A 23,268-nucleotide genomic window follows, 5' to 3' on the forward strand; every position below is an offset into this window, starting at 1 on the left:
GAATCAACGGAGTTCCCACATGGTTGCGGACAGCGACAGCAACATCGCCTGGCACCGGGTCCAGTTGAAGAAGAACCGCGCCGAGTTGAAGGCGCTCGAGACCGCGCGCTTCACGATGGGCGAGATTGCCTCATCGAAGCGGAACGGCGACACCCAGAAGACGATTGCGGAACTCAAGCACAAGATCGCGCAGTCCGAGCGCGCGATCGCCGATTACGACAAGCGCACGCGCCGTCCGCTCGCCACCGATCTGCAAAGCCTCAGCAATGGCAGCTGGAGTCATTGGGACGCCTATACCAACCAGCAGCAGCGCAAGACCGGCCAACGCTCGCCGGGACGCGGGTAGACTCGTCGCGCTCGGCCCCCTTGCGCGGGCCGCGTCGAGCACCATCTGCGTGAGACGCCAACAACCACTCCGGTGATCCCATGACACCGCGCCTCGATTTCACCAGCGAGGCCTTCTTTCGCGATCCGCCCAAGGCGATCGCGACGTTGCGCATGTCCGGCCCCGTCGTTGCGACGCGATTTCCTCTCGTCGGCGACGTCTGGGTTACAACGACCCATGACGCGACAGCAGAGGTCCTGAAAGACAGCACCACCTTCACGCTGCGCAAGGAGGATGGCGACGTCGCGGGTCTGCGCTGGTGGATGCCGAGATACGTCAAAACCATCGCCAACAACATGCTGACGATGGACGAGCCGGATCACACGAGGCTGCGCAGCATCGTGGACGAGGCCTTTCGTCGCCGTGCGATCGTCGCGATGGAGCCCCGCATCCGGGCCATCGCCGACGATCTCGCTGACGAGCTTTTTGCGAGCGGAAGCCCGGCCGATCTGGTCGAGCGCTACGCGCGCATCCTGCCGCTCGCGGTGATCTCCGAGCTCCTGGGCCTGCCTCAGGCCGATCGTCCGAGGTTCATCGCCTGGGCCAACACGATGTCGTGCAGCTGAAGAAGGGTGATCGCGTCATGGTGATGCTTGCCGCCGCGAACATGGATCCGGCGATGCATGATCGTCCCGGGAGCCTCGATCTCGAACGCAAGCCGAACCGTCACATGTCCTTCGGGACGGGTATCCATTTCTGCCTCGGCCATCAGCTCGCGCGCATCGAGGAAGCCTGCGCGCTGGAAGCGCTGTTCGTGCGATGGCCGCGGCTTGGTCTCGCCGTCGATCCATCGCAGGTTCACTGGCGCAAGCGGCCGGGCCTTCGCGCGATCGAGAAACTCCCTGTCACGGCCGATGCCGGCGAAAGGCGCCAGACGAGTTCCGAGGTCGAGCAGTTGCTGGTCAGTTAGGCGAACGTGGCAGGCGTTCCCTCGTGCAACCGCGAAACAAATCCGTCGGTGCAAGCGTTGGCCGAATGCGGACAACAAGCGATGGAGGGATCCATGCCCCATGGAGGCAAGACGCATATCGGTTCAGGCGCGCACGGCAAGGGCGCAGGGAGCGGAGCGCTGACGGACATTCCCAAGGACAAGATCGGCGATAACATGATCCTGTCGAACCGCGACAAGGCCCAGCATTCCGACATTCGCGGCATGGACGGAAAATTCATCCAGACCGAGCAGTATCAGGATCATTCGGCCAACAGGCTGACCGACGATGAGGAAGCCGAGGAATAAGCGATTGCGCTAAGCAACGGCCTCAGGAGCCGGTCGACTTCCTGGAAGCGACGAGGTCGCGCTCCCAGCCGAACACGGAGCGGCCGTCGAGATCCGGTGACGCAGCACGCTCGGTCGCGATGAAGGCGTCGACAGATGGCCCGCGCGCGCTCCGTTCCAGCCGCCGCGCCTGATCATCGAGCCGCTTGAGTGCCTGCATTTCTTCCTCGCGCCCGAGTTTTGCATTCTGGACCGCGCCCTTCAGGACGCGAATGGTTTCATCATAGACCTTGATCGGAACGGGGTAGGGATGCCGGTCCTTGCCGCCATGGGCGAGCGAGAAGCGCGCCGGATCCCTGAAGCGATAGGGCGCACCGTGCACGACCTCGGCCACCATTGCGAGCGAGCGCACGGTGCGCGCGCCGACGCCCGGCGTCAGCAACAGCTCCGGGAAGTCGACCGGGCCACGCTCGGCCGCGGCGGCCAGCGTGCCATGCAGGCGGCGCGCGAACACGTCCTTGGGCCTGACATCATGATGCGCAGGCATGATCAGATGCGGCAGCAAGCCTTGTGCCGGTTCTTGCGCGGGTTCGGGGGCAGTCCCGGTGAGCCGCTCGAATTCAGAGACGATGCGATCGGGGCCAAGATCGCTCAAGAGCTCGAGCTGCGCGGTGCGCGAGACGTCGGCGCGATGGTCCGTGAGATTGACGATCTCGCCTTGCTGCGGGCCGTCGATGGCACTGTGCGGCGCATCGACAAAACTCTTCAGCGCCTCTGAATGCCAGTGATAGCGGCGCGCCTGCCTTTTGTCGCCATTCATGCCTTGTTGCACCACGGTCCATTTCCCGTCCGCGGTGACGAAGAAGCCGTGCAGATAAAGATCAAACCCGTCCTGGACCGCGGCACTGTCGACCTTTGCCACCAGGCGGCTGGCGCGGGTGAGCTTTGCGCCGTCAAATCCGACGCGGTCGCCAAGCTGAAACAGCTCGTCCGGCGTCTTGCGCGAATGCTGACCGCGTCCGCCGCAGACATAGATGCCGAGTTCGTCCTGCAGCGGTCCGAGCCCGCGCTTCAACGCCCCGATCACGGAGGTCGTGATGCCCGAGGAGTGCCAGTCCATGCCCATCACGGCGCCGAACGACTGGAACCAGAACGGATGAGAGAGACGCTGGAGGAATGCGTCGCGCCCGTAATGATGCACGATCGCCTGCGTGACGATCGCGCCGAGCGAGGCCATGCGGCTCGCAAGCCATGGCGGAACCCGCCCGGTGTGGAGAGGAAGATCGGCGCTGCCGGTACGTCGAGTCATGACCGCTTCAAATTAGCGCAGTCGGGCGACGGTTGCATCAGTCGAGTGCCGCCGTGCACGGCGCGGGACGCGATCAGCCGGCGGTGACCACGGCCGCACCGATTTGCCGATCGGGGCGCGATCGCGGCTTGCGCAGCTTTCGCCGCGCCCAGATCAGGAGACCGGTCGACAGCAACGTCAGGAGTGCGATTGACGTCACGACGTTAAGCGGCGAGGCGATCACGGCCGACCAGTTTCCTTCGTGGACCAGGCGCGGCCAGTTGCGCGGCAGCGGTGCGACGCCCGATGAATTGACGGCGTAGGCGCGCAGTTCTCCGCCTTCGTAAATCCGCGCCATCATGCGGCCGCCCCGCGCGCCGATCGAAATCACGTGCGACAGGTCATGGGAGGCCGCGACCATGCGAACCGCGTCGGGTAGGGGGAGAGGACGCCCGCCGCCGGCTGGAGCGGCCCCGCCCTGGAATGTCAGGCCGAACGCCATGCACAGTCCGGTCAGCGGGCAGAGGAGGATCAGCGGCAGCGCAAACCATGCGGTGCCCTTGTGCCATCCTGAGAGCGAGTTGCGCAGCCGGGGCAGCCCCATGAGAATGCCGAGCACCATCAGAGATACCATGGCGATGGTCGAGCTCGTCACCAGCCAGGCCTGGCCGAGCAACCGTTCATGCGTGAACCGCGCCCACAGGAAGAGATCAGGGAGGCGGGAGCTGGCGGCGGCGGGTTCGCCTGATGCGAGGTCGATCGCCGGGGTGCCGGCGCCTTGCAGCGTCATCCGCTGCTCACCGGCATTGATCGCAAGCCCGCGCGCCTTGCCGTCCGGATCATACCGTTTCACCAGATCGACGATGCGTCCGGAGTCGATCGCCGGACCGCCAATGCCGCTGACCTGCACCAGGGGCTCAAAGGAAAGAATCAATCCAGTGGCGATGATCGCGAGTAGGGGCAGGGCGAAGGCCAGCGTGATCCAACGATGAAGTGTCAACAAGACGGGCTTGCTCATTCTCGGTCTCCGGCAATCTCAGGCTTTGGTTGCCCAACGCAACGCCGAAGACAAATGACGCTTTGTCCATGTTGCCCGCATTGACTTGCAGCAAATGGAGTCAGTTCGCAGCGATGCTAGCGAATGCTAATCGTTCGCACCTTCGCCGGAGATCGTCTGGCGGACCCGCGGAGCAGGCGGCGAGTTGAGCGTCATTCGCGCGTCGGCTTGGTCGCGCCGCGCAGGCCCGCCTGCTGCTGGATCGTGTCCAGTGCGCCGGAGGACTGCTCTTCCGTCACGAAGCGGTTGAGCAGGGGAAGCGCATCCTCGCGTCCCTTGGGGATGGCAATGGCCATGTGCTCGGCGCCCCAATTTCCGTCGAGGATTTTTGCGCCCGGCATCTGGTCGGACATCTCGAACAGCGTTGGCTTGTTGGTGGCGTAAAGATCGATCTCGCCGCGGCCGAACATGCCGATGGCGACCTTGACGCTTTCGGCGGGAACGATGGTCGCGTTCTTGAATTTTGTTGGCAGCGTGCGTTCGGAGGTCGAGCCTTTGGTGACACCGATCTTCACGCCGGGCTTGTCGATATCCTCGGCCTTGCCGATCGGCGAGTTCGCCGGAACGAGATAGCCGAGCTCGATCGTCAGCACGGGCTGGCTGAAGCTGACCTCGTTCGCGCGAGCCGGCGTGGCATTGGTCACGGTGAAGTCGACCTGGCCGTCGTGGATCGCGCTGACGATGTCGGCAACACGCTGAAACCTGACATAGTCGACGCCGACGCCGAGCCGTTTTGCCAGCTCGGCGCCGAGATCGTAGCTCAGGCCGTGCGGCTTGCCGGCCGCGTCTGATACCATCGAGGTCGGGCTGCCTGGATAGATGCCGACGCGCAAGCTGCCGCTCGGCGCCAGAAGCTTTGCTTCGCCGTCGGCTCGCGCCGGCGCGCCGAGCAGGCTGACGACTGCAATCGCGAGCAGGGCGGTAAGCGCAAGGCGCCCGCGATGAGAAAAGGTCCTCATGTGAGCCTCACTGCGCGCGGATGTCGGCGGCCTTCAGCACCGGCTCCCACTTGGTTGCCTCGGCATGCATGTAGGCGTCAAAATCCTTCGCGGAGGAGCCGACCGGGGCTGCGCCGATCTTGCCGAGCGTCGACAGCACTCCCGGGTCCTGCAGCGCCGCCTTCAAATCGGCTTCGAGCTTCGCCACGATCTCTGGCGGCATCTTGGCCGGACCAAGCACGCCCCACCAGACCGAGACGTCATAGCCTGATACACCGGACTCGGCGACCGTCGGGACATTGGGCAGCGCCTTGGAGCGTTCGGCCGAGGTTACCGCGAGCGCGCGCACCGGACCGCCCTCGAGCTGGCCGATCGCTTCCGCGAGCGGATTGATGCTCAGCGGGATCTCGCCGGCGATCACGGCGGTCAGCGCCGGTGCGCCGCCCTTGTAGGGGATCGCGACGATCTTGGTGCCGGACATGTGTTTCAACAACTCGCCGGCGAGATGCGCCGAGGTGCCGTTGCCGGACATGCCGTAGGAGAGCTTGTCCGGCTCTTTCTTTGCTGCTGCCAAGAGGTCGCCGAGCGTCTTGTAGGGACTGTCCTTCGCCACCACGATCGCGAGCGGAGAGGAGGCGACCTCTGATATCGCGGTGAAATCCTTGAACGTGTCATAGGGCACGCTCGGATAGATGAACTGATTGAGCGGGTGGCCGCTCGCGACCAGGATCAGCGTGTAGCCGTCCGGCGCGGCCTGCGTCAGCGCCTGCGAGGCAACGATGCCGCCGGCGCCGGGACGGTTATCGATCACGGGCTGCTGCCCCCAGGTCTTCGCCAGCGCCTGGCCCAGTGTGCGCGCCAGCACGTCGACCGCGCCGCCGGCCGCATAGGGCACGAGGATGTGGACCGGCTTGCTGGGGTAGTTGTCAGCCTGCGCGGCGCCGCCCGCCAGCAGCAGGCCGGCGCCGAGCACGAGACGCCCGATCTTCTTGTTCAAACCCAGCATTTTCCAGCACTCCTTCAGGGCATTTGCGCGCCGGCAGCTGTCTCTGAGCCGCCCCGTACGTTGCCCATGGTTTTTGTTGACGAGACCTGATCTTTTGTACGATAGTACAAATCACATGGTACGCAAGCCCACCAGCAAGGAAACGGCCCGCAAGCCGAACATGCGCGAGGCGATCCTCGCCGCGGCCGAGGAGTTATTCGCCACCAACGGTTTCAATGCCGTGTCGGTGCGCGATATCGCGCAGGCGGCCGGGGCCAATCCGGGCAGTGTGACCTATCATTTCAAGACCAAGGACGGCCTGCTGCTGGAGATCTACCGGCGCCATTGCGGGCCCATGAACCTGCGGCGTTCCGAGCTGCTCGCGGCCGCCAGGCGCGTGCGCGATCTGCAGGACCGGCTGGAAGCGATCGTGCGGGCCTATATCGTGCCGGCCTTCACCTCGGGCAGTGATCTCACTGGTGGCGGGGCGCGCTTCACGCGGCTGCGCGCCGTGATGTCGGCGGAGGGCAACGAGGTCGCGCGTCGCATCATCGCGCAGACCTTCGACGACACCAGCCACGCCTTCATCGATGCGGTCCACGAGAGCCTGCCGCACATTCCCCGCACCGACATCGTCTGGCGCAGCCACTTCCTGCTCGGCGCGCTCTATTACTCGCTGGTGACGCCGGATCGCGTCTCGCGCCTGTCGCGCGGTGAGGCCGACGGCAACGATGCCGCCAGCGCCATCGAGCAGTTGGTGCAGGCCACCGTCGCAGCGTTCCAGGCTCCGGCGCTGGATCAGGCCGCGCCGGCACGGCGGCGGGCTGTTGCAAGCAGCAAGACTTGAAAGAAACTGCCCGAGAGAAGACGCGACCTCGCGCTTCCGCTCGCAAGCGGGCCATGTGACTGGGTGACGAGGAAATGAACAGGCGCGAGTGCTTGCATCTTTTGACCGGACTGGCCGGCGCGGCGCTCGCGGGCGAAGCGCGCGCGCAAGGAGCCGAGCCGAAGGCGATACCGACGATCGCGCCGCCGGACGCAAATCCAAAGCCGCCGTCGTTCAAGCTGCCGCCGAAGTCCTGCGACAGCCATACCCACATCTTCGGGCCGGCGTCCCGCTATCCCTTCGCCGAGAAGCGGCCCTACAACACGGCTGATGCGCCGCTGGAGACGTTCCGCAGCCTGCATGAGAAGATCGGCGTCGAACGCTGCGTGATCGTCAATGCCACCGTGCACGGCACCGACAATCGTGTCGTCACCGATGCCATCGCCCAGAGCGAGGGCGCCTATAAGGGTATCGCCAACGTCAGTGACGAGATGACCGAGAAGGAGCTGGCGGCGCTCGACAAGGGCGGCATCTGCGGCTGCCGCTTCGCCTTTCTCAAGCGCCTCGGCGGCGTCGGCGACATGACCAAGTTCCAGCGCATCGTGCACCGTGTCGCCGAACTCGGCTGGCATATCGACGTCTATTTCGAGCCGGGCACGATCGCCGAATTCGCGCCCATCCTGACCGCGCTGCCGACGCCCTACGTGATCGACCACATGGGCACGGTGCAAGCGAGGAAGGGGCTCGACGATCCCGGCTTCACCGCCTTGCTCGACCTGCAGAAGAAGGACGAGAAGTGCTGGGTCAAGATCACCGGCCTGGAGCGCGCTTCTGCCGGCGGTAAGCCGTTCCACGACGCCGTGCCGTTTGCGAAAGCGCTGATCGACAATGCGCCCGACCGTGTCATCTGGGGTACCGATTGGCCGCATCCCAACGTCAAGATCATGCCTAATGACGGCGAGATCGTCGACCTGATCCCCCTCTACGCGGCAGATAGCGCGGTTCGGCAGAAGCTGCTGGTCGACAATCCGGCGCGGCTGTTCAAGTTCACCTGATGACAATGATGTACACGCCGACCATTCCGCCGCCCGATCCGAACACGCGCACGCCGAAATTCAAGCTGCCAAAACGGTCCTGCGACGCGCATTGCCATATCTTCGGGCCCGGCGCGAAATACCCTTACGCGCCTGATCGCTCCTATACGCCGCCGGACGCGCCGCTCGAGGATTTCCGCGCACTGCATGCCAAGCTCGGTGTCGAGCGTGCCGTCATCGTCAATGCCAGCGTGCACGGCATCGACAACACGGTGGCGCTCGATGCCATCGCGCAGAGTAACGGCACCTACCGTGCGGTTGCCAATATCGACGACACCATCACTGAACGTGAGCTTCGCGTGCTGCATGAGGGCGGCTTCCGCGGCTGCCGTTTCAATTTCGTCCGCCATCTCGGCGGCGTCCCTGACAAGAGCGTGTTCAATCGCGTCATTGCGATGGTCGCTCCGCTCGGCTGGCACATCGACCTGCATTTCGATGCGATCGACCTGCCGGAATATGCCGACATGCTGGCAAGACTGCCGCTGAGCTACACCATCGACCATATGGGACGGGTGAAGGCTTCCGACGGGCTCGATCAGCTTCCATTCAGGATACTGATCGAGCTGATGCAGCGCGACGAGAAGTGCTGGGTCAAGATCTGCGGCTCGGAGCGGGTGTCTTCTAGCGGCCCGCCCTTCACCGATGCGGTGCCATTCGCGCGAAAGATCGTCGAGACCGCGGTCGACCGCGTCATCTGGGGCACCGACTGGCCGCATCCCAACGTCAAGGTGATGCCGAACGACGGCGACCTCGTCGACCTGATCCCGCTGTTCGCGCCGGAGGTGGAATTCCAGCAGAAGATTCTCGTCGACAATCCCGCGCGCCTGTTTGGGTTCGACGTATGACAGCGCTTGCGATCGACAAGCCGCGCGGCCGCGCCTGGTGGAAGGAGCTCTGGATCCAGGTGCTCATCGCCATGGCGGCCGGCATCGCGCTTGGGATCGCTAGTCCCGAGGCTGGCGCCAAGATGCAGCCGCTCGGGGATGCCTTCATCAAGGCGATCCGGATGTTGATCGCGCCGATCATCTTCTGCACCGTCGTCCATGGCATCGCCCATATGGCCGACATGGCGCGTGTCGGGCGCGTCGCGGTGAAGGCGATCGTCTATTTCGAGATCATGACCACGATCGCGCTGATCATCGGTCTCATCGCGGTGAATGTGCTCAAGCCCGGGGTGGGCATGAACATCGATCCTGCCAGCATCAATGCCAGCGCAGTTGAGCCCTATGTCAAGCAGACCGGCGCCATCGGCTTCGTGCCGTTCCTGATGAACATCGTGCCCGCGACGTTCATCGGCGCCTTTGCCGAAGGCAACATCCTGCAGGTGCTGTTCATTTCGGTGCTGTGCGGCTTTGCACTGGTGCAGCTCGGTGAGCGCGCGGCGCCGCTGGTTAATCTGATCGACATCGCCGCCAAGATGGTGTTCGCCGTTGTCGGCTTCGTGATGTGGGCGGCACCAATCGGCGCATTCGGCGCCATCGCGTTTACGGTCGGCAAGTTCGGCGTGGGCTCGCTGGCCTCGCTCGGCAAGCTTCTGGGCGGCTTCTATCTGACCTGTGTGATCTTCATCATCGTCGCGCTCGGTCCGGTGGCGCGGCTGTGCGGCTTCTCGCTGGTCAAGCTGATCCGCTACATCTGGGAAGAGCTGTTGATCTGCATCGCCACGACGTCGTCCGAGACGGTGTTGCCGCGGATGCTGACCAAGCTGGAGAAGGCGGGCTGCGAGCGCAGCGTGGTTGGGCTCGTGATCCCGACCGGCTATTCCTTCAATCTCGATGGCACCTGCCTTTACCTGGCAGCTGCCTCGGTGTTCCTGGCGCAGGCGACCAACACGCCGTTCGGGCTTGCCGAGCAGATCGAGCTGCTGCTGATCCTGCTCGTGACCTCCAAGGGCGCGGCGGGAATCGCGGGCGCTGCCTTCGTTGTGCTGGCGGCAACGCTGTCGGCCACCGGATCCATTCCGGTGACGAGCGTCGCGCTCGTGCTCGGCATCCACCGCCTGATGTCGCAGGGGCTGACGCCAACAAATCTGATCGGGAACGCGGTGGCGACCATCGCGATTACCAAATGGGAAGGTGCGCTCGATAGCGAGCGCCTGAAGCGCGTGCTCGACGGCGAGGAACCCGCCGCCGCGGCTTGAATGAACCGGCTTCCTGCATGACGCAGGCAGCCGATGATGCTTACGAATGAAAGAGGGGAGTTTGTCCCATGAAAACAGGTCTCGTGATTACCGCCCATCCGGGCGATTTCGTCTGGCGCGCCGGCGGCGCCATCGCGCTGCATGCGAAGAAGGGTTTTCGCATGAAGATCGTCTGCATGTCTTTCGGCGAGCGCGGCGAGAGCCAGTTCGCCTGGAAGGAAAAGGGCGCGACGCTGGAATCGGTCAAGGCCGGCCGCAAGGACGAGGCGGAGCGGGCCGCAAAGCTGCTGGGGGGCGGAGATCGAGTTCTTCGACTGCGGCGACTATCCACTGAAGCTCAACGAGGCGCATTTCGATCGCATGGTCGATATCTACCGCGAGCTCAATCCGAGCTTCGTGCTGACGCACGCGCTGGAAGACCCCTATAATTTCGACCATCCCAACGCGGCGCATTTCGCGCAGGAGACCCGCGTCGTCGCGCAGGCCATGGGCCACAAGCCCGGCGCGCAGTACAAATACTCCGCGCCGCCGGTGTTCCTGTTCGAGCCGCACCAGCCGGAGCAATGCAACTACAAGCCCAACCTGATCCTTAATATCGACGAGGTGTGGAAGGAGAAGTACGAGGCGTTCCAGATCCTCGCCGCGCAGAAGCATCTATGGGGCTATTACGAGCGCGTCGCGCTCAACCGCGGCATTCAGGGCAGCCGCAATACCGGCGTGCCCATGACCTATGGCGAAGCCTATCAGCGCTTGTTCCCGACGGTTGAGGAGGTGCTCGCATGAAGCCGGTCGTCGTTCGCAACATCAAGCGTGCCGATCCCGCCGGGATGGCGGAGTATGGCGTGTCGACGGTTCACGAGGCCTATGGCCGCGTCGGCCTGATGAAGCCGTATTTGCGGCCGGTGTGGCCGGGCGCGGCGATTGCCGGTCCCGCCGTCACCGTGCTGGCGCAGCCCGGCGACAACTGGATGATCCATGTCGCCGTCGAGCAGTGCAAGAAGGGCGACATTCTCGTCGTCGGCTGCACGACCGACAACACCGACGGCATGTTCGGCGAGCTGCTCGCGACCTCGCTCCAGGCCCGCGGCGTGCAGGGGCTGATCATCGATGCCGGCTGCCGCGACGTCAAAGCGTTGCACGAGATGAACTTCCCGGTGTGGTCGCGCGCGGTCTCGGCCAAGGGCACGGTCAAGGCCACGCTCGGCTCGGTCAACGTCCCCGTCGTTTGCGCCGGCGTCAACGTCGATCCCGGCGACATCGTCGTGGCCGATGATGACGGTGTGGTCGTGGTGCCGAAGCGCTACGCCGCGGAAGTCGCCGAGAAGGCGAAGAAGCGCAACGCGGATGAAGGTGGCAAGCGCAAGCGGCTGGCCTCGGGCGAACTGGGCCTCGACATGTACAGCATGCGCGAAGCGCTGGCGAAGGCCGGGCTCGTCTACGTCGACAATCCCGAGGATGTCTAAAGCGAAATGTTGTTTGAGCATGATCTCTTTCGGAAAACCGCAGTGCACTTTTCCGGATCATGCTCGTGAGAAGCGGAGCGGGCGGATGGATCGTCTGAAGCTTAAGGCCGTGCTCGGCAGTCACCCCCATGTCCAGGCTGTGAAGAGCGGCGAGCTCCGCTCCGACCGCTTCGACCTGGACTTCATCGAGTACGCGCCGACCAACACCGCGTTCAAGCCGATGGTGCGCGAACAGGCCTTCGACGTCTGCGAGATGGCGATCGTCACCTATTTGATGGCGAAGGCGCACGGTAAGCCGCTGGTGCTGCTGCCGGCGACCATGCTCGGCCGCTTCCAGCATTCCTATGCGCTCTACAATCCCCAGAGTGGAACGCTTGGGCCGTCCGATCTCGAAGGTAGGCGCGTCGGCATCCGTTCGTTCACGACGACCACGGGGGCCTGGATCAGGGGCATTCTCGCCAACGACTATGGCGTCAATCTCGACAAGATCCGTTGGGTCACCTTCGAGGATCCGCACGTCGCCGAATATGTCGACACCACCGAGCGCGCGCCGAAGGACAAGAAGATCCAGCAGATGCTGCTCGATGGCGAGCTCGACGCCGTCCTCGGCGAGACCTCGAACGATGCGCGGCTGAAGCCGCTACTCCCTGATCCGGCCGCGGAAGCCGCGAAATGGTATGCGCGTCGCGGTGTCGTGCCCGTCAATCATCTCGTGGTCGTGACCGAGAAGCTCGCGAAATCGCATCCCGACGTGGTTGCGGGCATCTATGATCTCCTCAAGCGAAACAAGTCGCAGGCTGGACCTGCGGCAACGCCGGACCTCGTCCCGTTCGGGATCGAGGCGAACAGGAAACCTTTGGAGTTGATTATCGACTACGCATTCCAGCAGGCGCTGATCCCGCGCCGCTATGCGGTCGAGGAGCTGTTCGATGAGACGACGCGAGGACTGAACTGATGTCGGATCCGAAACGGTGGCAGATCGGGTTGATTGGCTATGGCGAGGTCGGCAGGATTTTGGCCGGGGACCTGCGCCAGCAGGACATCAAGGTCGCCGCTTTTGACATCAAGCTCGGAACCGAGCAGGGCGCGCCGCTGAAGGAGCATGTGGCGAAATTCGGCGTCGGCCTTGCAGCCTCCCACGCCGAGCTGACCGCGAAGTCCGATTTCATCGTCTCCGCGGTCACGGCGAGCCAGGCCGTGCCGGTGGCAAAAGCCTGCGCCGCGGCGGTGAACCAGGGTACCTGGTTCCTGGATTTCAACTCGGCATCGCCTGGTGCCAAGCAGCGCGCCGCCGCGCTGATCGACGGGGCCGGCGGACGTTATGTCGAGGGTGCGGTGATGACCTCGGTGCCGCCTTATCGCATCAAGGTGCCGCTGCTGCTCGGCGGTCCCGGCGCGAAGGAGTTGGAGCCGCTTCTGAACGCAATCGGATTTGCGGCGAAGGTTGCGAGCGACAAGCTCGGTGTGTCCTCCGCGGTGAAGATGTGCCGCAGCATCATGATCAAGGGCCTGGAAGCCATGGTCATCGAGAGCTTCACCACAGCGCGCGCCTATGGCGTCGAGGATGCCGTGCTGGCCTCACTTGCGGAGACGTTCCCGGGCATCAACTGGGAGAAGCAGGGCGCCTATTTCTTCCAGCGCGTGATCGAGCACGGCCGCCGCCGTGCCGAAGAGGTACGCGAGGTCGCCGAGACCGTGCGCGAGGCAGGGCTGACGCCGTGGTCCGCGCAAGGCACGGCCGAGCGTCAGGCCTGGGTGGCCGATCTCGCCGACGAAGGCCTGTTCGGCACCAAAGGAACGAAGGAGTTCGCCCGCAGCGCCGACTGGCGCACCGAGGCGGACCGTATCCTGGCGAAGATCAAGCGGTGAGGTTGAACGTGCTGTCGTCTCGATAACCCGAGATCTCGTCGCGGGCGAGCGCGATCAAGTCGATCAGGCGTTTTGCCTCGCGGACGACCTGGTCCTTGGCGCGCTCGGTGCGGAATTCGGTGAGGATCATGCGGATGCACTTGTCGGCGGTATCGAGCGTCCAGAGCGCGCGGGCCATGTCGTGCTGAGTGTGGATCGCCGATATATCGAGGCCTGACAAAACTTCGCCGATGCCGTTCAGTCGCTTGACCGCCGTCTCGGCGGGCGTCTTGGCCCGAATGGAGTGGTAATCAATGCTGCTGAATGCGCTGAACATATCCATACTTCCCCAATTGAACGCAGATGGTCAGAGCGCCTCCCAGTATGACCCGGGTGGTCGGTCGTGCAATGCGCACCGCTACGGTCCGGGATTCTACCGGACTCGGAACGTGGGGAAGGAACAGCGGTAAAATCGGAGGGGAGCGGCCCAATGATTAGCCGCGTCTCCCGACAATCTTACCGTTGGAAGCGACGAGCTTGCCGTTCTTATAGACGGAACGCCCCTGCGGGACCGCGACGACGGCCTCAGGAACATGTTCCGCGTTCAGCGTCACGAAATCGGCCTTGGCGCCGACGCGCAGGCCGTAGCCTTCGAGCCGCAGCGCCTTTGCGCCGGCCTCTGTAACGACATCGAACGCGACACGCAGTTCTTCGTCGATATTGAAGCCCGAGCGATAGCCGAGCGTCGTTGCCCGGCGCAGCATGTCGCCGTCGCCATAGGGCCACCAGGAATCGCGGATGTTGTCGTTGCCGCTGAAGACGGTGACGCCGGCGTTGCGCAGAACCAGGATCGGCGGAAAGGGCCGGGCGCCCGGCGCATTCGTCATGATCGCGACGCCGGAGCGGGCCAGGATGTCGGCGATCGTCTTGAGCTGATCCATGGAGATATCGCCGAGCCCGTAGGCATGGCTGACGGCGACATGGCCCTCCATGCCGAGCGCGCGCGTGCGTGCCGCGATCTGCTCGATCTCGAAGGCGCCCAGCGTGCCCATGTCGTGCAGATGGATGTCGACGTCGACGCCGTGCCTGCCGGCCACTCCGAACACGACGTCGAGGTGCTTTTCGACGTCGCGGTCGAAGCTCGCGGGATCGAGCCCGCCGACGAGATCGGCGCCAAGGCCGATGGCCTCGTCCAGCAATTGCGGCGTACCCGGGCTCGACAGGATGCCGCTCTGGGGAAAGGCGACGAGCTGGATGTCGATCAGCCCCTTGTATTCCTCGCGCACGCGCAAAATCGTCTCGAGCGATTTCAGCCCGACCGAGCCGTCCACCATGACATGGCTGCGCATCTGCGTGCTGCCACGGCCGATGCAGAGATCGAGCTGATTGCGCGCACGGACATCCATCGGCGCGGCCTCGGCCATGTTCTGGGCCTGGAAGGCGACGCGTTCATGCACGTTGAACCCGTTCGTGCATGGCTTGTGCGGACGCCAGGCGTCGCCATAAAAGCTGGTGTCGAGATGGATGTGGCCTTCGACGAAACCGGGCACGACGAGCGCGTCGCCGAGGTCGATCGTCTCGGCGCCGCTGGGCGGCTGGTCAGCGGGCGGGATCGCGGCAATGCGGCCGTCCTTGACCGCGATGTGATGGCGAGCCCCGCCGTCGAAGCGCGCGTTCAGGAAGATCGTGTCGAGCGCCATCTGGTTCCTCCGTCGGTTGATTTGCGGTGATAGTTGCGCAGGACGCGGCTTTGGCGCAATGCGCGGGAAGGCAAGAGCCGTTCAGCGTCCGGGGGTAAAGAGAGTGGGCCGCTGCCGCTCAAACGTCTGCCGGCCGCTCTTGAAGCCCATCACGGTGTCCGGCAGCTCGGCGATGGCAAAGCGGCTGTCCTTTGTGTCGAGCACGACCAGATCGGCGGGATTGCCGACCTTGATGCCGTAATCGCCAAGATTCATCAGCCGCGCCGGCAGTTCGGTCACGAGATCGAGGCAGGTGTCGAATTCGTTGACCGAGGCGTGTGCGACGTTGGCATAGAAGTTCGCCATTCGCAGCAGCGAGGCGTCGCCGAACGGCGTGAAGGGATTGAGCACGTTGTTGGTCGCCACCGAGCACAGCACGCCATCACCCGCGAGCTTGTGGGCGAGCGTCAGCCCTCGCGGTGCGTTGTGGGTGGCTTCGCGCCCCATCAAATAGAGATCGGTCGCGGGCAGCACGGTGACAGCAACGCCGGCTTTCGCGAGCTGTGCGGTGGCGGCCTTCATCCGCTCCGGCGGCAGCGCGGAAAGCTTTGTGGCATGGCCGATCGCGACGCGTCCCCCGTAGTTGCGCCGCTCGGTCTGCCGGCAGACCTCGTCGAGGTGCCACCAGGACGGATCGAGATCGAAGTCGAGATGAAGATCGACGTCGACGTCGAATTCCTGCGCGAGATCGAAGATGCGTTCGAGATGGGCGTTCGGGTCGGTGTCCATATAGGGACAGCCGCCGATGGCTTCGCCACCATCACGCAGCGCCTGAATCAGCAGTTCCTCGCTGCCGGGGTCGTTGGTCAGGCCTTCCTGCGGGAAGACGCAGAGCGACAGGTCGAGCGCCCAGGCATAGTCGTGCTTGAGCGCCTTGACCGCTTCGAAGCCACGCAAGGCGATGCGCGGGTCGATCTCGACATGGGTGCGCATCCGCGTCGTGCCGTGCACGATCGCACGTTCAAGCACCTTGGCCCCGCGCGCGTAGACGTCCTCGACCGTGAAATCCTTTTTCATCCCGGCAACGGCGCGGATCGCCTCCGAGACGCTGCCGTGATCGTGCCCGCAGCGGCCGAGCAGGCAGGCCTTGTCGAGATGGATGTGGGTGTCGACGAAGCCGGGCAGGGCCAGGTGCCCGCCGACGTCGATCTCGACGGCTTCGCAGGCGAGCCGCGGCTCGATCGCAGCGATCCGGCCGCCCTTCACGCCGATATCGACGGGTGCGGCGGATGATCGCAACAGCGCGTTGCGGAAGATCAGGTCGAGGGCGGGCTGGGTCATGGCGTGGGTTCAGCTGTAACAGCCTAGTGGATGCGGCGAGAGTTGGCAGCACCAAATTGTGTGCAGATCAATCACAAAATTGTTCAAACAAAATGCATGCACTTCCAAGGAGGAATTGTAGGATATCCAGGCCCCAGAGAACCCGCTCTGTCCGCCCCCACCTTGTCCGCCCCCGCGAAAGCCGAAGCCCCGATGACCGACGCAGAGATCGTGGAGGCCTATCTCACGGCCTCGATCGCCCGACTTTCGGCAGCTTGACGACGCGATCGCCCGTTACCTCGTCGGCATAAGGCGCCAGGATATCGAGGAGATCGCGGCCGCGCTGCGGGACAGGGGCCACCAGTGCGCGATTGGCCACGGAATCCAGGTGATGGCGCATCAATTCCATCACCTTGGCCTCGTCGCCCTTGGCGAGCGCGGCGATGATGGCGCGGTGCTCGCTGATGGCGCATTCGCTCGAATGCGGCCGGCTGTAGAGCGACAGCGTCAGGCAGCATCGATAGGCGACCTCGCTGACATAGCGCACAAGGATCGGGCTGTTGGTCATCTGCGCGAGCAGGATGTGGAATTCGGTAGCGAGGCGGATCGAGACCGCATCCGTGCCGCCGCGCGCGCGGTCCTCGGCGTCGACATGGGCGTTCAGCTCGGCGATCTGGCTCTTGGTCAGCTTGCCCGCGAGCTGACGGACCACGAGCCGCTCGAGCTCGATGCGGATGTCGAAGGCGTCGCGCGCCTCCTGCCAGCTTGGCGTCGCCACGACAGCGATCCGGTTGCGGCGGAGCTCGACCAGGCCTTCCCCTGCCAATTGCCCCAGCGCGTGGCGCGCAATGGTGCGACTGACGCCGAAACGTTCGCCCAGCGCATCCTCAGGCAGCTTTGCGCCGGGCTCGAGCGCCTGCTCGATGATCGCGCGCCGCAGCGCGCGGCAGATCACGCCGACCTTGTCTGACGATTTGGAAGTCTTTCTGGTGGGGCGCGCCGCCATCGGCGAATCCTCAGAATGGGTCGAAGCCTCTCTCTCTAGCACAGCCCTTTGCGATCGAATACTCCAATTGCATGCACTTTCAGCGGATGTGGCAGCCGCTGTCGGAGCGCCTTACGGGTTGGGTCGAGTACCAGGTCGCTTGCGAATAGGGCGAGATATGAAAGAGCGCCCGTCTGCAGAACAGGCGAGCGCTCTCCAAGCGAGAGGCTTTGAGAGAGTTGGCGACCGCTACTGCAGCGCCTCAAGTTTGGCATTCTTGCCGTCGACCACCCTAAAGACGACGTAGCGCGGCTGCATCTGTCCGTTCGGCAGGAACTGGACATCCCCGAACACCGTGCCTTTGACGGCCTTGCCGCGGATCGCTTCCGCCACCGTCTTGCGATCGAGCGACTTGGTCGCTTCGACCGCCTGCGCCCAGACCTGCACGGCAGCCGCGCCAAGCGCTGCGCTCTTGTCGGGATCGGCGCCGTAGGCCTTCTTGTAGGCGGCCACGAACGAAGTGCTTTCCGGCTGGGTCGTGAACGGGGGCAGGTCGGGGGAAAAAGATGTCGGCCGAGATCACGCCGTTATTGGCATCGCCGGCCACCTTGAACACCGTGCTGAGCATGATGCCGACGGCGCCGACGAAGGTCGACTTGATGTCGGCCTGGCGATACTGCTCGACCATCGCCGGGAGCCCTGAGGAGTTCGACGAGTTGGTGACGATGATGGCGTCGGCGTTGGCGCCCTTGAGATTGGTGAGCTGCACCCGGAAATCGGTGTCCTTGAATGCGAACTTCTCGGTCATGACGACTTCGCCGGGGAAATTCAGCTTCTTGAACTCGGCTTCGACCGCCGTCTGGAAGCCGTTGCCGTAGACGTCGTTCTGGGTGAGGAAGGCAACCTTCTTCGCCTTCATTGTCTCCACGACATATTTGGCGATCACGCCAGCGTCAAAGCCGTTCGAGCTGTTGATGCGGATCGCGTAAGGGTTTGTCTCGCCGCTCAGGATCAGGTCCGATTTCGAGACCGCGGTGATGTCCAGAACGCCGCCGCGCGCCAGGATCGGCTGCATGGCGAGCGTGACCGGGGAGTTCCAGCCTTCGATCACGACGTCGGCCTTCTCGGCGATCATCTCGTTGGCGCGGCTGACACCGACCGCGGGCGTGCTTTCGTCGTCCTTGGAGATCAACGTGAGCTTGCGGCCAAGCAGGCCGCCCTTGTCGTTGATCTGCTGGACGATGAGCTTGACGGCATTGGTGACGGTCTGGCCGTCGGGACCGGCGCCGCCGCTCAGCGGAAAGATAGTACCGACCTTGATGTCCTGTGCCATGGCCGGCGCTGATGCGAGACCCAACAGCAGCGCGAGAGCCAGTTTCGTCTTGTGCATGCTCTTCCTCCCAATATGTGTCTTACGTTTTCTTGGTGATACGGCGGTACAGACCCACGAGTCCGGCGGGCCAGAAGATCAGGACCAGCGCCAGAACCGATCCGAGCACGATCTTGTTCCAGTCGCCGCCAAGCGACAGCAGGTTCTGCTGGGCGATCAGGAGGGCTGTGCCGATCAACGGTCCAAGCAGGACGCGGCGTCCGACCAGCACGATGGCCGTGAGCATCATCACCAGGAAGTAGGACTCGAACATATCAGGGCCGACATAGGCGCGCTGATAGGCGTAGAGCCAGCCGGCAAGGCCGGTGATCGGTGCCGAGATCACGAACACGGCGAGCCTGATCCGGCGCGGATCGACGCCGAGGCTCGCGGCCAGCGCCGGGTTCATCTGCACCATCAGCGCGGTGGTCCCGAGCCGGGAGCGGCGGAAGCGCGCGATGAAGGCGAGCGTCAGCAAGAGCAGGGCGAACGCGATCGGCCAGAGGTCCTCCTGCATCGCCCCGGAGAACGTGGTGACGAGCAAGGGGAGCTTCAGCGGAGGAATGCCGACTACCCCGTCGGAGCCGCCGACGGCGTCCCAGTTGAAGGCGATCTCATAGGCAACGACGGCGGCAGCATAGGTCACGAGCGAGAACACGAACTCGCGGGTCCGCAAGGTGACGGCGCCGAGAAAGGCCGCCGCGGCAAGGCACAGCGCAATCGTTGCGGCCGCCGTCATCCAGCCGTTCAGGCCGTATTTGACCGAGAGGTTCGCAGCCGCATAGCCGCCGATCGCCCAGAACACGGTGTGCCCGAGGCTAACCTCGCCCAGATAGGAGAGCACGATATCCGCGCCGTAGCACATCACGGCGAAGATCGCGATCGTGGTCAGTGTCGAATAGGCCACCGATGTGCCGCCGAGCAGGCGCGGCAGCATGAAGCCGATGACGACAAAGGCCGCGACCGCCGCGATGCGGAGGAAAGGGATTGAGCTCGGTCGTTGGGATTCGATCGCGGTCATTTGGTCGCGAGCCCCGCCGGACGGATAACCAATAGCGCCAGCAGCAGCGCAAAGGCCGCCGCCGTCGTATAAGCCTGCGCGACGAACGCGCCGAAGAAGGCCGTGAATAGCCCGAGCCCGAGGCCCGCGACGAGCGCACCTCCGATCGAGCCGATGCCGCCGAGCACGACCACGACGAAGGTCATGATGACCTCGTTGAAGCCCATACTGGTCAGGATCGGCGAACGGGGCGCAACCAGCGCCGCTCCGAGCGCGACCGCCGAGCATTCGAACATGAAGACGAGTAAGTAGACGATTTTGGCGTTGATGCCGAAGAGCTCTGCAAGCTTCGGGTCCTCGGCCACGGCGCGAATGACCGAGCCGAACCGGGTGCGCTGTGTGAACAGCCAGACGGCGGCGTAGAGGGCGAGCGTGACTGCTAGCACCAGCACGTCCTGCCAGGTGAACCAGAGCGGACCGATGTCCACCTTGGCCCTCGCCAAGGTTCCAGGCAGCGTTTGCGGATTGCCGCCGAAGATCAGCGCGCTGCCGCCTTGCAGGACATAGCCGAGGCCGAGCGTCACGATCATGAGGCTAGTCAGGTTCTGCGTCATGACCAGGCGCATCATCGCGCTCTGCATCACGAGGCCGATGGCGCCCAGCACGATGATCGCCACGACGATGGCAAGCGGATAGGGCAGGCCGACCCTAGTGATGGCGTACCAGGTCACGAACGCGCCGAGCATGTAGAGTTGGCCGTGAGCGAAATTCACCAGGCGAGCGACGCCGAGCAGGATGGTCCATCCGAGGGCGATGCAGGCATAGCCGGAGCCAAGCACGATGCCGTTGATGATCTGCTGGGCGATGTTCACGACGGCGCTCCATCCGCGATGGTGCCGAGATAGGCCTCGATGATGCGGTGGTCGGCGGCCATGATGTCGGCCGGCCCTTCGCCGACGATACGGCCGCGTTCAAGCAGATAGAGATGGTCGACGACCTTGAGCGCCGCCTTCACGTTCTGCTCGACGAGCAGCACCGGCAGGCCGCGATCGACCAGCAGACGGATCCGCGACAGAAGATCGGTGATCAGGCGGGGCGCGAGGCCCGCGGAGGGTTCGTCGAGCATCAGCACGCGCGGGCCGGCGAGCAGGGCGCGCCCGACCGCGAGCATCTGCCGTTCGCCGCCTGACAGCGCCGCGCCCTTGTGCGAGCGGCGCTCGGCAAGCCGTGGAAAGAAGTCGAAGACCTCAGGCATGGTGAAGGTGTGCCGCCCGGTCGTGTCCGCAGGCGGCCGCACCAGCGCCAGGTTCTCATCGACAGTCAGTTCGGCGAAGATGTTCTTGCCTTCGGGCACCAGCGTGAGACCGCGTGCCACCCGTTCATGGGCGGCGAGCTTCTCGATGCTGCGTCCCTCGAGCTGAACGGAGCCGGTGACGACGGCGCGGCCGCGCGACCAGCCGGCAAGCGCGTTGACGAGCGTGGTCTTGCCTGCGCCGTTGGCGCCGACCAGGCCGACCATCCGGCCCGCGGGCACGGCAATATTGACGCCTGATACCGCGACATTGCCGGCATAGCGCACGGAGAGATTGTCGCTTTTGAGCACGCCGCTCATTCGTCGCGCCCCAGATAGGCTTCACGCACGCGGGGATCGCGCTGGATGTCGGCCGGCGTTCCCGTCGCCAGCATCGCGCCCTGGTCGATCATCACGATGCGGTCGGCAATCGACATGATGAGGTCCATGTGATGCTCGATGACGACCAGAGCGAGATTGCGCCTGCGCAGGCCGATCAGGACATCGGCGAGCTGCTTCATGTCGCCGCCGCTGAGCCCGGCCGCGGGTTCATCGAGCAGGAGCACTTTTGCGCCGGTCCCATAGGCCAGCGCGACAGACAGCAGGCGTTGTACGCCGTAGGGAATGTCGCCCGGGAGCTGGTCGTGATACTGCCGGGCGATCCCGAAGAAATCGAGCAACTGTGCAGCCGCCGTCTCGGCGGCGCGGCGAGTGGTAGCCTCTCGCCAGGGCGCGAACAGCGACGTCGCCAGATTGGTCGAGAAGTCGCGGAAGATGGCTGAAACCGCGTTTTGCAGAACGGTCAGCTCGCCGAAGAACGAGTTCTGCTGAAAGGTGCGGCGCAGGCCGCGGCCAGCCAGGTCGAACGTCCTCAGCGTCGAGACGTCGCTGTTGTCGAGGAAGGTCCGGCCGCGATGGGTGACGGCGTTGGTGACCGCGGCGAAGCAACTGCTCTTGCCGGCGCCGTTCGGGCCGATGATGCCGAGGATCTCGTCGCTGTGGACGGACCAGCTCACGTCGCGCAGGGCGACGAGCGCGCCATACTGCACGGTTAGCCCTTGGACGCGCAGGACCTCGCTCGCGCCGCGACCCGTTTCCCCGGAACTTGCCACCCGGCCGTCCATCCCTTGTTGTCCCGGTCGCACTTGCGGCAAACGGTACTTTTTGGCGGGGCAGCACTCGCGGCAATTGATTTGGAATCAAATCGCAAGAGGCAGGCGGCCTCGCAAGGCGAGGGTATGGCGGGCCCGATGTGAAAACTTGTGCTGACTGGTCGTTTGCCCTGAGGTGTTCAGACCGCGACGCCCTCAACCCTGACGGCTCCGCATGATATCGCCTCCCGCAGCGGTACATATAAAAGCGCGATAGCTGATAGACGGAACCTCGTCTGGCGATCGTTCCGGCGCTGGGCTATCAACTTCCATGGCCCCGCCCCGACATTCGGTGCGGCCGATGACCCCCTTGAGGAGCTGCCGATGCGTCTTCCCACCGTTATCCTTGCCCTGACATGTCTTGCGGGCGCAGCGTCTGCCGAAGACCTCTCGGGCACGCTCCAGAAGGTCAAGGAGACCAAGAAGATCACGCTGGGTTATCAGGAGGCGTCCGTTCCCTTCAGCTATCTGGACGGCAACCAGAAGCCGGTCGGCTTTGCCATGGACATCTGCCTCAAGATCGTGGACGCCGTGAAGAAGCAGCTCGGCATGCCCGACATCGCCGTCGACTATGTCGCCGTGACCTCGTCGAACCGGATTCCGCTGATGGTCAACGGCACACTCGATTTGCACTGTTCGGCGACGACAAACAGTGCCGACCGCCAGAAGCAGGTCGCCTTCACCAACACGCACTTCCTCAGCGCGACGCGATTTGCAGCCAAGAAGGCCGCAAAGATCAACACCATCGACGATCTCAAGGGCAAGGCGGTCACCGCGGTGGCGGGGTCGGTCAACCTGACACAGCTCGCCAAGGTCAACACCGAGCGCAATCTCGGCATCAATGTGATGCCGGCCAAGGACCAAGCTGAGGCCTTCCTGTTGCTGGAAACCGACCGAGCCCAGGCCTACGCGCTCGACGACGTCCAGCTCGCGGTCGCGATCGCGCGCTCGAAGGAGCCGCAGGTTTTCATGATCAGCGAGGAAACGTTCTCCAAGCCGGAGCCCTACGGGATCATGTTGCGCAGGGAGGACGCGCCGTTCAAGGCGCTGGCCGATCGCGCGACGACGGAGCTCTACGCGAGCCCGGAGATCGACGTCCTCTACAGGAAGTGGCTGGAGTCGCCGACGCCGCCAAACGGCCTCAACTACAACGTCCCGATGTCGGCGGCCTTGCGCAACGCCTTCAAGAAGCCGAGCTCGAGCGCCGATCCTGATGTCTACGTGGTGAACTGA

The 23,268-nt window shown here is 64.3% G+C and carries 23 protein-coding genes and 3 pseudogenes; 12 read left to right on the forward strand and 14 right to left on the reverse strand.

The genetic code is table 11. The features are described from left to right. Positions 1-19 precede the first annotated feature (19 nt). The 3 genes and pseudogenes from AC629_RS05845 to AC629_RS05855 all read left to right on the forward strand — a co-directional run bounded on the left by AC629_RS05845 (position 20) and on the right by AC629_RS05855 (position 1,622). Entirely contained in the window at positions 20-346 is a 327-nt protein-coding gene (locus AC629_RS05845) for a hypothetical protein (protein ID WP_084803803.1), read from the forward strand. Between the two features lie 80 nt (positions 347-426). After that, positions 427-1,295, forward strand: a pseudogene (locus AC629_RS05850) (cytochrome P450). 93 nt (positions 1,296-1,388) lie between these two features. Beyond that, on the forward strand, positions 1,389-1,622 hold the full coding sequence (locus tag AC629_RS05855) for a hypothetical protein (RefSeq protein WP_084803804.1): 234 nt from the start codon (positions 1,389-1,391) through the stop codon (positions 1,620-1,622). A gap of 22 nt (positions 1,623-1,644) precedes the next feature. Here AC629_RS05855 and AC629_RS05860 read toward each other — a convergent pair whose 3' ends face one another. From AC629_RS05860 to AC629_RS05875, 4 genes are all read right to left on the reverse strand, one after another. Continuing rightward, positions 1,645-2,910, reverse strand: coding sequence for a DUF763 domain-containing protein (locus AC629_RS05860; RefSeq protein ID WP_084803805.1), 1,266 nt, complete (start codon positions 2,908-2,910; stop codon positions 1,645-1,647). A gap of 73 nt (positions 2,911-2,983) precedes the next feature. Beyond that, complete coding sequence (locus AC629_RS05865) at positions 2,984-3,907, reverse strand: PepSY domain-containing protein (RefSeq protein WP_084803806.1); 924 nt, start codon at positions 3,905-3,907, stop codon at positions 2,984-2,986. A 191-nt stretch (positions 3,908-4,098) separates the two neighbouring features. Continuing rightward, entirely contained in the window at positions 4,099-4,905 is an 807-nt protein-coding gene (locus tag AC629_RS05870) for an ABC transporter substrate-binding protein (protein ID WP_084803807.1), read from the reverse strand. Between the two features lie 7 nt (positions 4,906-4,912). Then, entirely contained in the window at positions 4,913-5,890 is a 978-nt protein-coding gene (locus AC629_RS05875; RefSeq protein ID WP_084803808.1) for a tripartite tricarboxylate transporter substrate binding protein, read from the reverse strand. A 115-nt stretch (positions 5,891-6,005) separates the two neighbouring features. On the opposite strand from AC629_RS05875, the gene AC629_RS05880 reads away from it, so the two are divergent. From AC629_RS05880 to AC629_RS05915, 8 genes and pseudogenes are all read left to right on the forward strand, one after another. Next, positions 6,006-6,716: a TetR/AcrR family transcriptional regulator gene (locus tag AC629_RS05880; RefSeq protein WP_084803809.1), complete on the forward strand. Its 711-nt coding sequence runs from the start codon at positions 6,006-6,008 to the stop codon at positions 6,714-6,716. Positions 6,717-6,790: 74 nt separating this feature from the next. Next, entirely contained in the window at positions 6,791-7,750 is a 960-nt protein-coding gene (locus tag AC629_RS05885) for an amidohydrolase family protein (RefSeq protein ID WP_084803810.1), read from the forward strand. After that, positions 7,750-8,634: an amidohydrolase family protein gene (locus AC629_RS05890; protein WP_084803811.1), complete on the forward strand. Its 885-nt coding sequence runs from the start codon at positions 7,750-7,752 to the stop codon at positions 8,632-8,634. Before AC629_RS05885 ends, AC629_RS05890 begins: the two co-directional genes overlap by 1 nt. Next, positions 8,631-9,929, forward strand: a complete 1,299-nt coding sequence (gene dctA, locus AC629_RS05895) for a C4-dicarboxylate transporter DctA (protein ID WP_084803812.1) — start codon at positions 8,631-8,633, stop codon at positions 9,927-9,929. The genes AC629_RS05890 and dctA overlap by 4 nt, the downstream gene beginning before the upstream one ends. A 68-nt stretch (positions 9,930-9,997) precedes the next feature. Continuing rightward, positions 9,998-10,712: pseudogene (locus tag AC629_RS05900) on the forward strand (PIG-L deacetylase family protein). After that, complete coding sequence (locus AC629_RS05905; RefSeq protein WP_084803813.1) at positions 10,709-11,392, forward strand: 4-carboxy-4-hydroxy-2-oxoadipate aldolase/oxaloacetate decarboxylase; 684 nt, start codon at positions 10,709-10,711, stop codon at positions 11,390-11,392. The pseudogene AC629_RS05900 and the gene AC629_RS05905 overlap by 4 nt, the downstream one beginning before the upstream one ends. Positions 11,393-11,477: 85 nt before the next feature. Next, the gene (locus AC629_RS05910; RefSeq protein ID WP_084803814.1) at positions 11,478-12,347 is read left to right on the forward strand and encodes a substrate-binding domain-containing protein; all 870 of its coding nucleotides are present in this window, start codon (positions 11,478-11,480) and stop codon (positions 12,345-12,347) included. Continuing rightward, entirely contained in the window at positions 12,344-13,261 is a 918-nt protein-coding gene (locus AC629_RS05915) for a DUF1932 domain-containing protein (RefSeq protein ID WP_168195403.1), read from the forward strand. Before AC629_RS05910 ends, AC629_RS05915 begins: the two co-directional genes overlap by 4 nt. On the opposite strand, the gene AC629_RS05920 is transcribed toward AC629_RS05915, so the two are convergent. The 10 genes and pseudogenes from AC629_RS05920 to AC629_RS05960 form a co-directional block, all read right to left on the reverse strand. Next, complete coding sequence (locus AC629_RS05920; protein WP_084803841.1) at positions 13,251-13,577, reverse strand: hypothetical protein; 327 nt, start codon at positions 13,575-13,577, stop codon at positions 13,251-13,253. The two genes, AC629_RS05915 and AC629_RS05920, sit on opposite strands and share 11 nt — an antisense overlap. Before the next feature lie 157 nt (positions 13,578-13,734). Continuing rightward, positions 13,735-14,940, reverse strand: coding sequence for an amidohydrolase family protein (locus AC629_RS05925; protein WP_084803816.1), 1,206 nt, complete (start codon positions 14,938-14,940; stop codon positions 13,735-13,737). 81 nt (positions 14,941-15,021) lie between these two features. After that, positions 15,022-16,260 carry an amidohydrolase family protein gene (locus tag AC629_RS05930; RefSeq protein ID WP_084803817.1) on the reverse strand — a complete coding sequence of 413 codons (1,239 nt, stop codon included), beginning with the start codon at positions 16,258-16,260 and terminating at the stop codon, positions 15,022-15,024. Between the two features lie 223 nt (positions 16,261-16,483). Continuing rightward, the gene (locus tag AC629_RS05935) at positions 16,484-17,245 is read right to left on the reverse strand and encodes a GntR family transcriptional regulator (protein WP_084803818.1); all 762 of its coding nucleotides are present in this window, start codon (positions 17,243-17,245) and stop codon (positions 16,484-16,486) included. 228 nt (positions 17,246-17,473) lie between these two features. Then, positions 17,474-17,737 carry an ABC transporter substrate-binding protein gene (locus AC629_RS49740; protein ID WP_283845713.1) on the reverse strand — a complete coding sequence of 88 codons (264 nt, stop codon included), beginning with the start codon at positions 17,735-17,737 and terminating at the stop codon, positions 17,474-17,476. 61 nt (positions 17,738-17,798) lie between these two features. Next, positions 17,799-18,614: pseudogene (locus AC629_RS05940) on the reverse strand (ABC transporter substrate-binding protein); the annotation flags it as partial. A gap of 22 nt (positions 18,615-18,636) precedes the next feature. Then, positions 18,637-19,614, reverse strand: coding sequence for a branched-chain amino acid ABC transporter permease (locus tag AC629_RS05945; RefSeq protein WP_084803819.1), 978 nt, complete (start codon positions 19,612-19,614; stop codon positions 18,637-18,639). Beyond that, positions 19,611-20,465: a branched-chain amino acid ABC transporter permease gene (locus AC629_RS05950; RefSeq protein ID WP_084803820.1), complete on the reverse strand. Its 855-nt coding sequence runs from the start codon at positions 20,463-20,465 to the stop codon at positions 19,611-19,613. Before AC629_RS05950 ends, AC629_RS05945 begins: the two co-directional genes overlap by 4 nt. Continuing rightward, the gene (locus AC629_RS05955; protein ID WP_084803821.1) at positions 20,462-21,205 is read right to left on the reverse strand and encodes an ABC transporter ATP-binding protein; all 744 of its coding nucleotides are present in this window, start codon (positions 21,203-21,205) and stop codon (positions 20,462-20,464) included. Before AC629_RS05955 ends, AC629_RS05950 begins: the two co-directional genes overlap by 4 nt. After that, complete coding sequence (locus AC629_RS05960; protein ID WP_245331724.1) at positions 21,202-21,996, reverse strand: ABC transporter ATP-binding protein; 795 nt, start codon at positions 21,994-21,996, stop codon at positions 21,202-21,204. The genes AC629_RS05955 and AC629_RS05960 overlap by 4 nt, the downstream gene beginning before the upstream one ends. Positions 21,997-22,359: 363 nt before the next feature. Between AC629_RS05960 and AC629_RS05965 the strand changes: the two genes are divergently transcribed. Next, positions 22,360-23,268: an amino acid ABC transporter substrate-binding protein gene (locus AC629_RS05965; RefSeq protein ID WP_084803823.1), complete on the forward strand. Its 909-nt coding sequence runs from the start codon at positions 22,360-22,362 to the stop codon at positions 23,266-23,268.

This window comes from Bradyrhizobium sp. NAS80.1, from assembly GCF_001908205.1.
Taxonomy (GTDB): Bacteria; Pseudomonadota; Alphaproteobacteria; order Rhizobiales; family Xanthobacteraceae; genus Bradyrhizobium.

Coding starts and splice junctions, on each gene's coding strand:
- AC629_RS05845 (WP_084803803.1), top strand. CDS start 20: ATGGTTGCGGACAGCGACAGCAACATCGCCTGGCACCGGGTCCAGTTG.
- AC629_RS05855 (WP_084803804.1), top strand. CDS start 1,389: ATGCCCCATGGAGGCAAGACGCATATCGGTTCAGGCGCGCACGGCAAG.
- AC629_RS05860 (WP_084803805.1), bottom strand. CDS start 2,910: ATGACTCGACGTACCGGCAGCGCCGATCTTCCTCTCCACACCGGGCGG.
- AC629_RS05865 (WP_084803806.1), bottom strand. CDS start 3,907: ATGAGCAAGCCCGTCTTGTTGACACTTCATCGTTGGATCACGCTGGCC.
- AC629_RS05870 (WP_084803807.1), bottom strand. CDS start 4,905: ATGAGGACCTTTTCTCATCGCGGGCGCCTTGCGCTTACCGCCCTGCTC.
- AC629_RS05875 (WP_084803808.1), bottom strand. CDS start 5,890: ATGCTGGGTTTGAACAAGAAGATCGGGCGTCTCGTGCTCGGCGCCGGC.
- AC629_RS05880 (WP_084803809.1), top strand. CDS start 6,006: ATGGTACGCAAGCCCACCAGCAAGGAAACGGCCCGCAAGCCGAACATG.
- AC629_RS05885 (WP_084803810.1), top strand. CDS start 6,791: ATGAACAGGCGCGAGTGCTTGCATCTTTTGACCGGACTGGCCGGCGCG.
- AC629_RS05890 (WP_084803811.1), top strand. CDS start 7,750: ATGACAATGATGTACACGCCGACCATTCCGCCGCCCGATCCGAACACG.
- dctA (WP_084803812.1), top strand. CDS start 8,631: ATGACAGCGCTTGCGATCGACAAGCCGCGCGGCCGCGCCTGGTGGAAG.
- AC629_RS05905 (WP_084803813.1), top strand. CDS start 10,709: ATGAAGCCGGTCGTCGTTCGCAACATCAAGCGTGCCGATCCCGCCGGG.
- AC629_RS05910 (WP_084803814.1), top strand. CDS start 11,478: ATGGATCGTCTGAAGCTTAAGGCCGTGCTCGGCAGTCACCCCCATGTC.
- AC629_RS05920 (WP_084803841.1), bottom strand. CDS start 13,577: ATGTTCAGCGCATTCAGCAGCATTGATTACCACTCCATTCGGGCCAAG.
- AC629_RS05925 (WP_084803816.1), bottom strand. CDS start 14,940: ATGGCGCTCGACACGATCTTCCTGAACGCGCGCTTCGACGGCGGGGCT.
- AC629_RS05930 (WP_084803817.1), bottom strand. CDS start 16,260: ATGACCCAGCCCGCCCTCGACCTGATCTTCCGCAACGCGCTGTTGCGA.
- AC629_RS05935 (WP_084803818.1), bottom strand. CDS start 17,245: ATGGCGGCGCGCCCCACCAGAAAGACTTCCAAATCGTCAGACAAGGTC.
- AC629_RS05945 (WP_084803819.1), bottom strand. CDS start 19,614: ATGACCGCGATCGAATCCCAACGACCGAGCTCAATCCCTTTCCTCCGC.
- AC629_RS05955 (WP_084803821.1), bottom strand. CDS start 21,205: ATGAGCGGCGTGCTCAAAAGCGACAATCTCTCCGTGCGCTATGCCGGC.
- AC629_RS05965 (WP_084803823.1), top strand. CDS start 22,360: ATGCGTCTTCCCACCGTTATCCTTGCCCTGACATGTCTTGCGGGCGCA.